The organism is Candidatus Palauibacter australiensis, from assembly GCA_026705295.1.
In the GTDB taxonomy this organism is placed as follows: domain Bacteria; phylum Gemmatimonadota; class Gemmatimonadetes; order Palauibacterales; family Palauibacteraceae; genus Palauibacter; species Palauibacter australiensis.
This window is the reverse complement of sequence record JAPPBA010000156.1, coordinates 1-14,496: the sequence shown is the minus strand read 5'-3', so window position 1 is coordinate 14,496 and position 14,496 is coordinate 1. Positions and strand designations below refer to the sequence as shown.

The 14,496-nt window shown below is 68.4% G+C and carries 16 protein-coding genes; 6 read left to right on the top strand and 10 right to left on the bottom strand.

Going from position 1 to position 14,496, the window contains the following annotated elements:
* Nucleotides 1-76 precede the first annotated feature (76 nt).
* The 3 genes from OXN85_13165 to OXN85_13155 all read left to right on the top strand — a co-directional run bounded on the left by OXN85_13165 (nucleotide 77) and on the right by OXN85_13155 (nucleotide 2,303).
* Nucleotides 77-481, top strand: a complete 405-nt coding sequence (locus OXN85_13165; protein ID MCY3600910.1) for a GntR family transcriptional regulator — start codon at nucleotides 77-79, stop codon at nucleotides 479-481.
* Nucleotides 478-1,332: an ABC transporter ATP-binding protein gene (locus OXN85_13160; protein MCY3600909.1), complete on the top strand. Its 855-nt coding sequence runs from the start codon at nucleotides 478-480 to the stop codon at nucleotides 1,330-1,332. Before OXN85_13165 ends, OXN85_13160 begins: the two co-directional genes overlap by 4 nt.
* A gap of 83 nt (nucleotides 1,333-1,415) precedes the next feature.
* A complete protein-coding gene (locus OXN85_13155) occupies nucleotides 1,416-2,303 on the top strand; it encodes a hypothetical protein (protein ID MCY3600908.1) in 888 nt (295 codons plus the stop codon).
* A 74-nt stretch (nucleotides 2,304-2,377) separates the two neighbouring features.
* Here OXN85_13155 and OXN85_13150 read toward each other — a convergent pair whose 3' ends face one another.
* Together OXN85_13150 and OXN85_13145 are read right to left on the bottom strand one after the other, a co-directional pair.
* Nucleotides 2,378-3,049 carry a DUF4328 domain-containing protein gene (locus tag OXN85_13150; GenBank protein ID MCY3600907.1) on the bottom strand — a complete coding sequence of 224 codons (672 nt, stop codon included), beginning with the start codon at nucleotides 3,047-3,049 and terminating at the stop codon, nucleotides 2,378-2,380.
* Nucleotides 3,050-3,108: 59 nt separating this feature from the next.
* A complete protein-coding gene (locus OXN85_13145; GenBank protein ID MCY3600906.1) occupies nucleotides 3,109-3,897 on the bottom strand; it encodes an SDR family NAD(P)-dependent oxidoreductase in 789 nt (262 codons plus the stop codon).
* A 123-nt stretch (nucleotides 3,898-4,020) separates the two neighbouring features.
* On the opposite strand from OXN85_13145, the gene OXN85_13140 reads away from it, so the two are divergent.
* Nucleotides 4,021-5,316 (top strand): acetylornithine deacetylase/succinyl-diaminopimelate desuccinylase family protein, encoded by a 1,296-nt coding sequence (locus tag OXN85_13140; protein ID MCY3600905.1) that lies wholly within the window; start codon nucleotides 4,021-4,023, stop codon nucleotides 5,314-5,316.
* A gap of 55 nt (nucleotides 5,317-5,371) precedes the next feature.
* On the opposite strand, the gene OXN85_13135 is transcribed toward OXN85_13140, so the two are convergent.
* The 7 genes from OXN85_13135 to OXN85_13105 form a co-directional block, all read right to left on the bottom strand.
* The gene (locus tag OXN85_13135; GenBank protein MCY3600904.1) at nucleotides 5,372-6,355 is read right to left on the bottom strand and encodes a DUF3667 domain-containing protein; all 984 of its coding nucleotides are present in this window, start codon (nucleotides 6,353-6,355) and stop codon (nucleotides 5,372-5,374) included.
* A gap of 4 nt (nucleotides 6,356-6,359) precedes the next feature.
* The gene (locus tag OXN85_13130; protein ID MCY3600903.1) at nucleotides 6,360-9,155 is read right to left on the bottom strand and encodes a prolyl oligopeptidase family serine peptidase; all 2,796 of its coding nucleotides are present in this window, start codon (nucleotides 9,153-9,155) and stop codon (nucleotides 6,360-6,362) included.
* 111 nt (nucleotides 9,156-9,266) lie between these two features.
* Nucleotides 9,267-9,689 carry a PIN domain-containing protein gene (locus tag OXN85_13125; protein ID MCY3600902.1) on the bottom strand — a complete coding sequence of 141 codons (423 nt, stop codon included), beginning with the start codon at nucleotides 9,687-9,689 and terminating at the stop codon, nucleotides 9,267-9,269.
* Nucleotides 9,686-9,961 carry a hypothetical protein gene (locus OXN85_13120; GenBank protein MCY3600901.1) on the bottom strand — a complete coding sequence of 92 codons (276 nt, stop codon included), beginning with the start codon at nucleotides 9,959-9,961 and terminating at the stop codon, nucleotides 9,686-9,688. Before OXN85_13120 ends, OXN85_13125 begins: the two co-directional genes overlap by 4 nt.
* 70 nt (nucleotides 9,962-10,031) lie before the next feature.
* Nucleotides 10,032-10,823, bottom strand: coding sequence for a 23S ribosomal RNA methyltransferase Erm (erm, locus tag OXN85_13115; GenBank protein MCY3600900.1), 792 nt, complete (start codon nucleotides 10,821-10,823; stop codon nucleotides 10,032-10,034).
* 143 nt (nucleotides 10,824-10,966) lie between these two features.
* Nucleotides 10,967-11,509: a hypothetical protein gene (locus OXN85_13110; protein MCY3600899.1), complete on the bottom strand. Its 543-nt coding sequence runs from the start codon at nucleotides 11,507-11,509 to the stop codon at nucleotides 10,967-10,969.
* A 10-nt stretch (nucleotides 11,510-11,519) separates the two neighbouring features.
* On the bottom strand, nucleotides 11,520-12,167 hold the full coding sequence (locus OXN85_13105; GenBank protein MCY3600898.1) for a hypothetical protein: 648 nt from the start codon (nucleotides 12,165-12,167) through the stop codon (nucleotides 11,520-11,522).
* A gap of 301 nt (nucleotides 12,168-12,468) precedes the next feature.
* Between OXN85_13105 and OXN85_13100 the strand changes: the two genes are divergently transcribed.
* Nucleotides 12,469-13,272 (top strand): class I SAM-dependent methyltransferase, encoded by an 804-nt coding sequence (locus OXN85_13100; GenBank protein MCY3600897.1) that lies wholly within the window; start codon nucleotides 12,469-12,471, stop codon nucleotides 13,270-13,272.
* 9 nt (nucleotides 13,273-13,281) lie between these two features.
* Nucleotides 13,282-14,037 (top strand): hypothetical protein, encoded by a 756-nt coding sequence (locus OXN85_13095; protein ID MCY3600896.1) that lies wholly within the window; start codon nucleotides 13,282-13,284, stop codon nucleotides 14,035-14,037.
* A 10-nt stretch (nucleotides 14,038-14,047) separates the two neighbouring features.
* Here the strand turns inward: OXN85_13095 and OXN85_13090 are convergent.
* Nucleotides 14,048-14,496: HNH endonuclease signature motif containing protein (locus OXN85_13090; protein ID MCY3600895.1), on the bottom strand; the 449-nt coding region annotated here is incomplete at its 5' end.

Below are 14,496 nucleotides of genomic sequence, written 5' to 3'. Positions count from 1 at the left end.
TGATGAACACTTGACTCCCTCCGCCGCGCTCCATACTGTTGCATGTGTTGTATAAGACCACAACAGTTGAGACGCCATGAAAATCCGACTCAGCCGCTCCGATGGCCGACCGCTGTACGTCCAGATCATGGACGCGGTGCGTAGCAGTCTCGTTCGAGGAAGCCTGCGTCCCGAGGACCCGCTCCCATCGGTGCGCGACCTCTCCTCGAGCCTCCGCGTCAATCCGCGAACCGTATCACAGGCCTATGCCGAGCTCGAGCGCGACGGCGTGGTGCGGGTCCGCCACGGGAAGGGAACCTTCGTGGCGCCGGGGGTGCGGCCGAAGGAGAAGGAACGGCCGCGCCTTGCGCGGGAGGTGGCGAGGAGGGCCCTGGCCGACGCCTCGCGGAACGGACTTGCGCTCACTGATCTGCTGACGGCGTTGCGGGAGGTGGAAGGCGGAGGTGCTCATGGAGATAGAGGCAAGGAGGACGGACGATGACGGATAGAGCGATGGCGGCGCTTCCCATTAGCCTCGGCAGCGGCCCGTTCGCGGTCGCGACGCGAAGCTTGGCCAAGCGGTTCGGCTCCGTGCGGGCTCTGGACGGCCTGGATCTCCAGGTCCCGGAAGGGGCCGTGTACGTGCTGGTGGGCCCCAACGGCGCGGGGAAGAGCACGCTGATTCGGACCCTCATGGGTCTCACGCGATACCAGGCCGGGACGGTCGACGTCCTGGGCCGGGATCCGGTCGACCGCGGCGCGGAGGTGCGAGCCCGCATCGGCTACGTGCCAGAGGATCACCGGGTCGGCTACGCCTGGATGACGGTGGGCCGGTGGCTCGAGCACCATGCCGCCTACCACCCGTCCTGGGACGCCGAGTACGCCCGTCAACTGAGAGCGAGGTACGACATCGATCCGGGACAGAAGTGCCATACGCTGTCCAAGGGCCAAAGCCGACGGGTGCAACTCGTTGCCGCGTTGGCGCACCGGCCGTCGCTGCTCCTGCTCGACGAGCCGACGGACGGCCTGGATCACGTGGTGCGCGACGAGACGCTGAGCATCATGAGCGAACACCTTGCCGACTCCCCGACGACGATCGTGATCTCCACGCATCGGGTCTACGAGGTGGAGCGGTTGGTGGATCACGTGGGCCTGCTCTCGAAGGGACGGCTCCTCGGCCAACTGCCGCGCGACGAGCTGCACGGCGGCCTGTTGCGCTACTGGGCGGATGTTCCCGAAGGCTGGATGGGGCCCGGGGAGTTGAGCGGCACGGTGGTCAGGCGCAGCGGCTCGGACCGCGCGATCGAATGGACAGTCTGGGGCGACCGCGAGGCCGTGACGCGCGGCCTGTGACGGGCCGGTGCGGCGGTTCGTGAGATCGCTCCCGTATCGGTGGACGAAGCCGCGGTGGCATTACTCTCGGGAAGGGAGGGATCATGACGGACTCAACGGCCGGTCGCGTGCCCGCGATGAAGACGGTTTGGATGGAGCAGCTTCGCGTGGTCGGGCTGGCCATCCGCCGCGAGGGCGCTCTGGCGGGCGTGGTGCTGGCGATCGGTTCGCTGGTCGTGATCGCCGTCAGCAGAATTCCGATCCTGCAGGCCATCGTCGATGAAGGCGGGGTGAGCGAGTTCGTCTTCGATCCCGGAGAGCCCCCATGGGGCTTCATCGCCGTGCTCGCCGCCCTGCTCCTTCCGTTCGTTGTGTGGAAAGGGGAGCGGCGGTTCGGTGACACTCTGCTGTGGTCACTGCCGGTCGACCATCGAAAGCACGCGCTCCTGAAGGTCGCGGCCGGCTGGGTCTGGCTCCTGGCGATCCTTGGCGCGGCCCTCGCGTGGGTCACGTTCACGGTGCTGGTGAGCGGCGGGACTCTGGGTGTCGACGACGTTCGCGTGCTCGTCCTCGACCCGGTGGGAGCCGCTGCGGGCGCGCCCGACGCCACGGAATCGGTGCGCTGGACCACTCCGTGGTGGGAGTGGGCACTCCCGTTCACCTCGGCGAGTGCCGCCTATCTGTTGGTTAGCACTCTGTTCCTCGCGACGGCGCGCCCGCTGTTCTGGGTCGCCGGGCTGTGGGTTGCGGGCGCGGGTGCGCTAGGCGTAGCCGAAATCCGGGACATCGGCTGGATTCAGCGGAGCGCCGAACTCGTTACCTGGTACGCCGGTGGAGATTCATTCAACAGAGGAGTGCAGCTCCCAACCGGGTGGATCGAGGGGTGGATGCTCCTGCCGAGCATGGAGATGTGGCTGGCGTCGTCCGCGTTCTGGATCGGCCTCGGGCTGGTGGGAGTGACGGCGGCGGTCCGCCGGGCGCGGAGTCACTGATTTGGGCCAGCGTACTCGCGGCCCTGGACGGGACGCGGCGGTGGTTCGGCTCCCCCGCCACGTCCAACCCGTGGTCAAGGCTCGCTTTGGCGGCGGTGGTGTGCGGTCTGGAGTTGGCTGACGGCTGCGATGATGGCCACGAGGACGAACGCCCGCGGAATGTCCAGCGCGTGCCCAACCAGATTCGTGGCCGCATCCACGGTCTCGAAGCCGGCCTCGTCCAGACGGAAGCTCGCCACCAGATCCACGCTGTCCAGGCCCCAGGCCGTCACGATCCACAGGCCCCACCACCAGCGCAGCAGGGGCGACACCGGCTCCGCCCTCCAGTCGGAGGGGTTAACGGAGGCGCGCCAGATCTCCCTCATCGCCAGATACGGCATCCAGAACCACCCGATCGGGACGAAGTACCAGCCGACGGCCCATCCCGGCGTGAAGCGCATGTCGGCCGCGCCCAACTGCCTGGCGTTGTAGTTGGCGCGATAGATCCACATGAGCACGAGGATGGGCGTGCCGAGCGCGAGCGCGATTCGTGCCAGGAGCAAGAGGGCGGTGAGGGGCGTCCAGCCGTCCTGCGATCCCGCCCCTCCGTACAGTTCCAGTTCGCCGGCCACCTCCCATGCCGACACGATCGCCAACGCGACGCCTGCGTATAGAAAGGCCTTTGTCCACTTCGCGAGCATGGTCGGGTCCTGGAAGCCGGCGTGGGGGCCCTTCGCTTCGCCGGTCGCCGGATTGGCGTGGTCCATGTGCTTTCTCCCGGAAGAAGGTGTCGCGCGATCGACTGCCGGAGATCAGGGGTTCGAAGTCAACCTGCGGGGGGCGTGTACCTCCCGTCGATGGCGGTCCAGCCGCCGTCGGCGAACAGGACGGTGCCGGTGACGTAGCTGGCGGCGTCGGAGGCGAGGAAGACGGTCGGGCCGGCCATCTCCGCGGCGCTGCCCCAGCGGTTCATGATGTTGCGCGCGGCGTAGGCGCCGTACCAATCGGGTTTGTCCTTGATCGGGGCGGTGAGCGGCGTGTCGATGACGCCCGGCGCCACCGCGTTCACCCGCACCCCGCGGGGCCCGAGTTCGGCCGCGGCGGTGCGCACCATCTGCACGATCCCCGCCTTGGTGGCGGCGTACATGCTCTGCCCCGGCTCGACCACCACCGACCGGATCGAACTGAAGAGGATGATGGACCCCGATCCCTGTGCGATCATGATCCGTCCCGCGGACTGGATGACGTGCGCGCCGCCCTTGAGGTTGAGGCCCAGGACGCGGTCGATCTCCTCGTCCGTGTAGTCGAGGAGCGGCTTGCGCACGTTCACGCCGGGGGTGCAGACGACGACGTCCAGGGACCCGCGGGCCGCCGCGATCCCCTCGAACACGCCAGCGACGACCGCGCCGTCCAGGATGTCGAGGGGGTGGGAGACTGCCTTGCCACCGGCCGCGCGGATGGTCGCCGCGGTGTCGGCGGCGGCTTCCGTGTCGATGTCGAGGCAGGCCACGTGCGCGCCCGCCTCGGCGCACCCGATCGCGACGGCTTCGCCGATCCCGGAGCCGCCCCCGACAACGGCGGCCGTGCGTCCTTCGAGGCTGAACATGTTGGTCATGGGATTCTCTGGGAGGGGTGTCGTTTGGTGTGCAGGGTTTCGTGTGACACAGGGCGCGACACAATGTGGGGGCCGCACACGCCGGGCAACTCGGCCCGCGCGTCCTCGGAACCGGAGACCCGCATGCCCCACGCAACCCCGCCGACCGGCCTTCGCCGGGAGGACCGCGTCCTCGCCGAAGTGGAGACCGCGCGCGACGAGATCGTGGCCTTCACGGCGGAGATGATCCGGATCCCCACGGTGAATCCGCCTGGGGAGTGCTACCGGGAGTGCGCCGAGTTCATCGGCCGGCGGCTGGAGACGGCGGGCCTGGCGGTCGAGTACGTGGAGGCGGAGGGGCGCCCGGAGCACACCGCGGATCACCCGCGGGTGAACGTGGTGGGGCGGGGGGACGCCGATCCGGGACACCCGCGGCTCCACCTGAACGGCCACTTCGACGTGGTCCCGCCGGGCGAGGAGTGGACGGTCGACCCGTTCGCGGGCGTGGTGCGCGAAGGGCGCATCTACGGGCGGGGGGCGTCGGACATGAAGTCCGGGATCGCCGCCGCGGTGTTCGCGGTTGAGGCGCTGCGGCGGGCTGGAGTCGAACTCGCCGGCGCCGTGGACATCAGCGCCACCGTCGACGAGGAGAGCGGCGGCTTCGCCGGGGTCGCGCACCTGTGCGAGGCGGGGATCATCTCGAGCGACGACACCCGTTACGCGATCATCCCGGAGCCGTTCGGACCCGCCCGCGTGTGCCTGGGGCACCGGGGCGTCTACTGGTTCGACGTCATCGCGCACGGCCACGCGGCCCACGGCAGCATGAGCCACCTCGGCCGCAGCGCCATCGACGACATGGGCGCCCTGCTGGAGGCCTTCCGCACCCGGCTCGCCCCCGAACTCGCCGGGCGGCTTTCCGCGCTGCCCGTCGTGCCGGAACCCTCCCGGCGTCCCTCTCTGAACGTCAACGCGATCACCGGCGGCCAGGCCGGCGAAGCGACCCAGTCGCCCTGCGTAGCCGACCGTTGCGTCGCCACCTTCGACCGCCGCTTCATCCCCGAGGAGTCCTTCGAGGAGGTGCGCGCCGAGATCGAGCGCCTCGTCGCGTCGGTGGAAGCCGACGACCCGGACCGCCGTTTCACCATAGAGGAGCGCATGGTCGTGCACCCGACTTCCGCACCGCCCGGTTCGCCGCTCGTGGCGGCCCTCTCCCGCGCGGTGGAGACGGCCGTCGGCCACCCCCCGGAACTCGTCGCGAGCCCCGGCACCTACGACCAGAAGCACTTCGCCCGCATCGCCGGCATCGAGCACTGCGTGGCGTACGGCCCCGGCCCTCTCGAGGAGGCCCACCAGCCGGACGAGTCCTGCGCGATCGACGACCTCGTCGCGTGCACGCAGGCGCTCGCGCTCACGGCCCTCGAACTACTCGGCCCGGCCTAGCGGCCGCCTACACCGCCGAAGCCGTCCCGGCAGGCCGTGGCCAGAGCCCGCTGCGCTAGCCGGTCACAAGGATGGAGAGAAGGGACGCGGGGATCAGCGCCATCGAGTAGAGCACGTACACGCCGACCGACTTCGCCACCGACAGAACCCAGCCGTTGTCGTAGTAGCGTCGGAGGGCGATGACGAAGTAGGGGTACGGAACCAGCAGACACCCCACGCGGACCCAGAGCCCCGGCCCCGATTCGGGGAGCAGAAGCGCGACCGCGTAGACGAGAAACGTGAACGTCTGGACATGGATGGCAAAGACCAGGTGCTCTACGTAGAAACGCTTCTTCCGAAAATGGAAGACGGCGAGGATCAGCCCGAGGAACGGAAGCAGGCAGAACATCGCGATCGGCATGTTCGCGAGGAAACGCCGGGGCATGATCGAGGGATCGTGAACGATGTCGAGCACCGCCAGCACGAAGAACCTCAGGGTCCAGTGCCGCTCCTCGAGGTTCCCCGCCTGGGCCAAGGCAAGAAGAGCCTGCCGGGAACTGCCGGCCGGCCGGGCGAGAATGTCGTCGGCCTTCCTCCGTTGTTCCGGGGATAGCGCCGCCCTGAAGGCCGCGAGCTGCTCTTCCGTCGCGAGCTGGGCGGTCGCGTCCGCCTGGTCCTCCTCGCCCGCGTCCGCCTGATCCTCCTCGGTCGCGATTATCCGATCCTCCTCGACAATCTCGAGCTCTTCGCCGAGGTTCCCCAGCAGCGACAGGAGGAGGAAGAAGATGAAGCTGGCGAAGATGTAGAGCCTGACCGGCGACACGAAGCCGGCGCGGCGGTTGCGGGAGAACTCGCGGGTGAGGCTTCCGGGGCGGAACATGAGGAGCTTCAACGTGCGGAAGAGGCGGGAGTCCACCTCGAACGTCTCGCGCACGAACTCGCCGGCCACGGAGCGGAGCGCGCGGGCGTAGTCCCGGTCGCTCTGGCCACAGTGGGCGCAGAAGCTCTCGGGCCGGTCGCGCCCGCAGTTCGGGCAGGTACGCGCGCCTGCGGGCGTCACGGCGTCACGGTTTCCCGGCCACGCGCTTCTTCTCCTCCTCCAGCGCGTCGAGCGCCACGCCTTCCGTGATCCACGCGGGGGCAGGCTCGCCCTTGAGGTAGTGCCCGAACCACTCGAGGATGCGCCGGTGGTAGTCCTTCTGGTTCGCCTCCTCCCGGAAACCGTGGTCCTCCCCCTCATAGACCAGGAGCACCATCTGCTTCTCGGCGCGGCGGGCGAAGTTGAAGAACTCGGTCCCCTGGTCCCAGTCCACCACGCCGTCCTCGTCGCCGAACGCCATCAGCAGCGGCGTCTCCATGTTCTGCACCTCGTGGATGGGCGAATTCCGCCGGTGCGCCTCGGGGTCCTCCCAGAACGGCACCTCCATGCGGGCCTGGCCGGTCTCCCAGTGGCTCACTTCGGCGATGCCCGGGTTCCAGTGGAGCTGGCCCATGAAGCTGACGAAGTCGGTGAGCGGCGCGCCCGCCACGGACGCCGCGAAGATGTCGGTGCGCGTGGGCAGGAAGGTCGCCTGGTAGCCGCCCCACGAGTGCCCGATGAGGCCGACCGCGTCCGGGTCCGTGACCCCCATCTCGACCGCCTTCGCCACCGCCGCGCGCACGGACTCCAACGCGCTCACGCCCGGATCCCGCGCCCGGTACACGATGTCCGGCAGGAGCACCGCGTACCCGTGCTGGGTCCAGGCCGTGTAGTTGTAGTAGTCGCGCTCGCTGGGGACCTCGAACAGGTGCATCTGCGGCGAGAGGACCTCGTACGTGTACACGATCGTGGGGACCGCGCGGCCGTCTTCGTGGTTCGCGGGGAGGAGGAGGACGAACTGGAGGTCGCGGCCCGACTCGCTCGTGAAGTCGACGAGTTCCGCCCGGCCCCACGCCACTTCATCGATGAAGGGGTTGATCGCGGTCACCCGGGCGGGGTCGGCGAGGTCGGGGCCCGCGACGAAGTAGTCCGGCGGGTCATCGAAGCGCTCGGAGCGGTAGAGCAGGACGTCGGCGCTGTCGGCGCGGGTGAGCCCGGCCAGGCGCGCCTCCTCCAGCATCAGGGTCACGGCCAGATCCCCATCCGGCGCGTTGGCCCAGCCGCCGGCCAGGCGGGCGTAGCCGCGCTGCTCCGTCTTCGGGTTGTAGAGGGACAGGTAAGGGCGCGAGTCCGGGTCGATGCCGGGCTCGTCGTCATCGGTGACGCGGGTCAGCCGGTGGACGATCCCCGTCTCGGCGCCGCGCGTCAGCCGCTCGCCTCCCGAGCCGTCGGGCGCGACGCGCCACATGTCGTGCTCGTCGTAGAGGAGGACCGCGCCGTCCCCGTCGAGCCAGCCGCCGGGACCGAAATTGTGCGGAGGGGTGACGTCGGTGGGCGTATCGTAGCCGGTGTCCGCGAACTCGGCGGCCAGGGCCGATGTCAGGTCATGCCGTTCGCCCGTGGCGATGTGGAGGCTGTGGTAGGCGGAGCCGTCCCACGAGAGCAGCCAGTCGCCGCCTGCGCTCGGCCACTCGTAGCGCACGCGGGTCAGGAGTCGGCGGCGCTCGCCCGTGTCCGCGTCGGTCGCCCACACGTCGTGGTACGGACGGCCGAACTTCGCGCCCCAGGGGTAGGGATCGCTGCTGTCCTCCAGCGCGTACTCCCAGCCTTCCAGGAGTTGAGCCCCGCCCATGAGGTCGGACCCGAGGACGACCACGCGGTCGTCCTCGAGGTGCCAGACCGCGAGCAGCGAGCGCGCGGCGTCGCGGTTCTCCGAGACCCGCTGCTCCGGGAAGAGGCGGACATCGCGCGTGTGCCAGATCTGCAGGCCGGGAAGGTCGGGCTCGGCGTCGGCGGCCGGGGCGTCCTCGCTCTCCGGCTCGTCGTCCTCCGCTTCCGGCTCGATCGGGCGGAGCCCGAGGGAGATCATGCGGCCGTCGTCCGACCAGGCGGGGGCGCGGCGCCGGACCGCCTCGAGCGTGTCCGGGATGCCGGCCGCGTCGGCGCCGAGGACCATCGTCTCGACCCCACGGTCCAGGCCGCGCCACGCCAGGACGTCGTAGGCGGCGCCGTCGGCGGAAGCGGCTTCCCGGGAGCGGAGAGCGGCCAGGTCCGCCGAGTCGTCGCGCCAGCGGAGGCTGCGGTAGGCGGAACCGGAAGCGTCGGCCGAGCGCAGGATCCCGGCATCGGCGTCATACACCTGCACGCCGTTGCCCACATCGGCGCCCGTCGCGATGGCGAGCGCCAGCAGGGATCCGCCCGGACTCCAGGCCATCTCGCTCACGTTCCCGAAGGAGGTCTCCGTCCCCGTCGCCAGCGTGACGATGCGGAGGTCGGCGCCCTTGCCCGCGGGCTCGTCCGGCGAATAGCCCCGCAGCGCCACGTACCGCCCGGAGGCGTCGAAGTGCCCCTCGGAGACCGCGTCGAACTCGCGGATTTCCCCGGTTTCCAGATCCATCACAGAGGCTTTCTCGCGGACGGGCTCGTCGCTCTCCGCAAGCCGCTCCCGTTCCTCCGGCGGCAGCCCGATGGCCCAGGCCAGCCAGCGCCCGTCGGGGGAGAACCGCGGATCCGCACCCCACGGAAAGACCCGAGCCGAGTCCTCCTCGATCCTGCGCACACGGAGTTCCGACGTCTCGTCCACCCGCGTGACCTCGTAGGCGATCCAGTCACCGAGCGGCGAGACCTCGACCCCGCCGAGCCGCTCCCAGCGGCCATAGTCGTCCGGCGTGACGAGCGGCCGCTCCTGGGAGGAAGCGGAGGACGGGAGGACGAACGCGAGACCGCCAAGCGCGGCGAGCGTCGCAAGCGTCCGGAAACGGGAGGCGAGGGTCCAATTCATCGCGCACTCCTGAAAATCACTGGAAGCCGGAATGCAAGCTACATGGTCGTGCGTCCGGCCAGCGATGCCTGGCATCCTCGACAGTGTGTGGGTCGAGAGAGGTTCCGTCCTCTACTCGTTCCGCTCGATCCAATCGGTCGGAGTGGAAGCCCCGGCCCGCCTGATCAGCTCGCCATCCCACGACACGACCTCGGCACGCAGCCAGTCGGCCAGGGCTGCGTAGGGAGCGTCACCGGAGCGCAGAAAACCCCGGGTGCCCACCGTGAGGGCGTGCCGCAGCATGGTCCGGTTCAATGGGTACACGGTGACCAGCGGAGAGCCCAACATTCGATCAGCCAGGCGCCGGCCGCGCTGGGCATCGCGCAGCCTCCGGGCGAGCGCACAGGCGATCTCCAACTTTGCCAGCTCCGGAAGAGAAATCGGGAGCTCTCGATCCACGACCAGGGAGAGAAAGGCTCGGCTCGACTCCGACAATCCATCGGTCGCGTCTGCAGCCGAGACCCACACGCTCGCGTCAATGACCAGCGTCGTCACTCGGCTCCTAACCGGTTGCGGTCGGCGGCCAACTCTTCCCTCGCCGAACGGCCCGCGGGCGCACGCCTGACCGCTTCATCGGCGGCAGCGAGCCAGGAGCGCAGCCATGCCTCGGGGGCCTCGCGGGTCTCTTCACCTTCGTCCTCGCTCAGCCAGTACCGATAGAGTTGCGTCGTGACTTCGCGAATCGTGAGGCCCCGCAGGGCTGCCTCCGATTTGACCTGCCGATACAGGTCATCCGGGATATCGATGGTCGCCTTCATGCCTGCCATGATAGCTGTATTACTGTATACCCGTCAACGTATCCGGATCGCGGCTGCTCTCCTGTTTCCCCATCGGCGCTTACGACCGCGTCAGCTTCCGGAACCGGAACAGTGCAAGCCAGTGGTCGAAGGTGAGGTCGCGGGGCGGTCCGGAGGGATCGAACCGGAGATCCCGACCCAGCCGGTGGATCTGCGTTTGCGTGAATTCGGGGCGCAGGCACCGCCGGATCGAGCCGCCGTCGCGGCCGAAGCAACTCCGGATGAAGCGCCGGTAGTCCGCCGCCTGGGAACGGCCCACGAGCGGTCTTGTGCGGCGGGCGAGCCAGAGCACGACGGCGTCGACGCCCGGAGGGGGATCGAAGTCGGTACGGCGGAGGCGGCGCGCGATCTCGATTTGCCACCACGGCTTGAGCAGTAGCGAGGACAGCGTCTCCCGGGAACAGGGACGGCCGGCAAACCGCTCGGCCGCTTCGCGCTGGACCACGAGCCAGGCGTCGTGCGGCGGCGAATCGGCCTGCACGAGCCGCCGGACGATGGCGGCCGTGCGGTTGAACGGGATGTTTCCCAGGACCTTGTAGGGAACGTCGGGCAGCCGAAAACGCAGGAAGTCGGACCGGACGATCGTGACGCGGTCGTCACCCCGGAAGCGGGTGCGAAGCGCCTCGGCCAGCGCCCCATCGAACTCCACCGCGACGACCTCACGGCATCGACGCGCCAGCTCTCGAGTGAGGATGCCGCGGCCCGGCCCGACCTCGACGACCAGATCGTTTCGTGTGACGGGTGCCTGAGCGATCAGGCTAGCCGCAAGCGACCTGCTCCGAAGGAAGTGCTGCGAAAGGTCCGCACGCCTGGGTGTCCGTTGACTGGACACGGCGAACCATCACGAACGTAGACATGCAATCTCCCGCGCTGCCCGAACAAGACCGAAAAACCGTCCCCCACGACGCTAGGCCACCGGCCTCTCACCCGCAAACCTGCGTTTCTGCTTCGAACAGCGGCGGGGGACGCGTGCTACTAACGCCGGGATTCGGCGGGAAGATCGGCTTCGCCCGGGGCGACGGCGTGGCGGGCCGGAGGGGCCAGTCGTTCGCTTCCGGCAGGGTCGGTCGGCAGGCGCGCCACGGCCAGCGACAGTTCCGCGGCGAACTCCTCGGCAATGAGACGATCCGCGCGCTTGATCCGCAGCACCAGCTTGGCGGGGTGCTTCAGCTTGAGCCCCTGCTCGCCCGCGATCGTCTCGAACGCCAGCAGGTCCGAAGCCGCGATCACGAGCTTGGGGGGCACGATGTGCCACCAGCGGCGAGGAGGCACCGCCGCGCCCGCCACCTTGGCCAGCGGGATCACGATCTCCTTCACGGGCTCGATCGTCTCACTCGTCTCCCAGGTGTCGCCCATCTTCTCGGTCTGCACGGCGAGCCGCCACTGAATGACCAGCTGGTCCGCCTCCAGACGCACGAGGCCGTGGGCGGTCTCGGTCGTCGACTCGTAGCCACCCCGCGCATCCCAGAGGTCGGAGCTGCGCTTCAGCGTGAACGGGACAGCGGAGAAAGCGTTCATGTCACATCTTCTAAGGTGCGCACGTCCGATCGACCAGATACCACCGTTCCACCACGACCTGCCGGACCGAGGGAAGGTGTTCCGGAACCTCGTGGCGTGACACAAGGCCGCAAAGCCGTCCGTAATCGTCTCGAAGGGACGGTTGCCGTGCCAAGGCCAGGCGCTGAAAGAGGTAATGAGCCGCTACGACGCATACGACCCCTTTGCGCGCATCTACGATCGGCATTGGGGTTTCTTCGCGACGAACGTGTACCCGATCCTCGACGATCTGGTCCTGGGGAAACTTCCACCCGGATGCGCCGTCCTGGATCTCTGCTGCGGTACCGGACAGCTTGCCGCCGAGCTTTCGCGGCAGGGCTTTCTCACGACGGGCCTGGATGGCTCGGAAGCGATGGTCGAGATCGCGAGGAAGAACGCTCCGGACGTGGAATTCGTCGTCCAGGACGCCCGGAACATCGCTTTGCCCCGCAGGTTTTCGGCGGTCTTCTCGACCTTTGACAGCCTGAACCACGTGATGAGTCTGGGCGAGTTGGAACAGGTATTTGAAGGTGTCTTCGCCGTCCTCGAAGACGGTGGCTACTTCCTGTTCGACCTCAACATGGAAGAAGGTTACCGGTCCCGATGGCGTGGTTCGTTCGCATATGTGGAGGAGGATCACGTCTGCGCGGGTCGATCTTCGCATGATGCGAACGAGAAAACCGGAAGACTCGACGTCACGCTGCTCGAACCGAAGGGTTCAGGCTGGGAGCGGATCGATTTCTCTCTGACTCAGCGCTGGTACGAAGAAGATGAGATCAGGGAACGGCTGCGAAAGGTCGGATTCGAAGAACTGCAGTCTGTCGATGGGAACGAACTCGTCGCGGAGGGCGCTCCGCATGAGGGCAGGATGTTTTTCGTCGCAGGGAAGCCGAAGACGCGTGCGTCGACGCACTCAACCATCGGAATCGGCCCCGCGCAACGTGTCCAACTACTGGGACACGCTGGCGCCGCATCATTGGCGCGTCGAAAACAACTACCTGGACGTGTCGAGCGTGGGTCGGATTATCGACGACATTCGCCAACCGGTCCTGATCATCGGTGCCGGGCAAGGGCTGATTGTCGAGGAGCTGCGGCGTCGCGGGCTGCATTGCGACGGCATCGATCTGAGCGCCAGGATGCTGGAATACGCCAGGTCGCGAAGAGGCTTGACCCTTGTTCGCGCGAATGCGACGTCGCTGCCGTTCGTCGATGGGTCCTATGAAACGGTCATCTTCGCGACCGGTGTCATCGACTTCATGGCCGATTTGCAGGACATCGAGACGGTCATGCGCGAAGCGAACCGGATCGTTTCCGGGACGGGCAACGTCTTCGTCGCGTTCTACAGATTCAGTGCGGCCCAAGAGCGCTTCCTGACCTCGCTTGGACTCCTGCGCGAGGACACACTGCACATGCGGTCGGCATTGACGCTGCATCGCCTCGGCTTGGGTGAGATGGTGGCATGGGTGGCGAAGATGGCCGGGATCAGCACGTTCCAAGCCGTCCTGTTGTGCATCGGCACGGGCCTTGGATCGACGAAACAGGAACGCGCAGCCGCCCTCGCGATGCGGCGGCTGATCGCTCAGTCCGGGGACCCCGACGCTTTCATCGAAGCGGCGCCCGAGACCCAACCGTACCGCGACAAGTCGGCCATCGCCCACCTGCTCGACAGCTTGTCGATACGAATCGATGACTGGCAGGCATCAAGCAGCTGCTATCTGGTGCGGGTGTCGCACCCAGAGGCGTAGGCAGGGGGCATGGGCAGGGGCATTGGAGGACCCGCGAGCGGGCTGACGGTCGAGGTGCCGGGCAGCGAGGTTCCGGGCAGCGAGGTTTCGGCCGGGACGGGTGCGGCGGATCGGCGCGTCGGGAGGCGGCGGCGACGGTGGGTTCGCAGGGTCGTGCGGTGGGGCGTGACGGCGGTCCCGCTGGCGGTGTTTCCCTTTATCCTCCTCGTCCGCGGGGGCGTCTTCGCGTACCAGCAGTGGGGGCTCGGTGCATGGTCCTCGCTGGCCGTGTCGGCGGCTGCCACCGCGCTGCTTCTGGCGTTCTATGCGTGGCTCGCGAGTCGGCGCCTGGGGGCGGGGAAGCGGCTCAGGAAGTTCATGACTCGGGTCGCGGCGCTCGCGGCCGCTGCGTTCGTGCTCTACTCGCTCGTGGTCATCGCCGGCGGCAACGTGAAGTCGGAAGAGGTGCGGGCCGAATACCTGGGTCTTCATCCCCTGCTGCGGATGGCCGTGTCGGTCTTCGTCCTGGTCGACGCCGACGCCGTGATCACGGACGCGGCGCGCACGCCCGAGTTCTACGCCCGCGCGGGGCTTCCGGCCAACGAGTCCTCCCTGCACTTCCGTCAGGCCGACGGGTTCGTCCATGCGTTGGACCTTCGCACGATCGACCGGCCCGAATGGCGGAACTTCGCGGCCGCACTCGCGTTCCGGGCCATGGGCTTCCACACGCTCCGCCACGTGGGCACGGCCGACCACCTGCACGTGTCCCTGAGGCGACCGGACTAGTTGGCGACCCTCACGCCGCCAGCGGCCTGGTGTCGTACTGCGCCCAGAGGACCCAGAGGGCCCAGTCGAGATCCAGGGGGTCGCCCATCCAGAGGCTGGTCGCCGTCCAGGGGTCGATCTCCTCCTGCCGGTGCCAGTTCCGGAGCCCCGCATCGGCGGTTCGGGGCGCCGTGACATCCTCATGTACCGGAGGCACCGCCGGCACCACACGCCCCTTCGGATCGCGGAAGCGCGCTGCGCCCGCCTCCCCCATCTCGACCCGCCAGCCGCCCTCGTGCACGGCCCTGTGATGGAACCGGCACAGGAGGATCAGGTTGTCGAGCTTCGTCTCGCCTCCCTCGGACCAGGGGATGGCGTGATGTGCCTGCGTATGGCGCGAGCCGCAGCCCGGGAAGCGGCAGCCCCCGTCCCTGACGTCGAGCGCCTTGCGCAGCCGCCACCCCACCGTCCGCTGGCGGC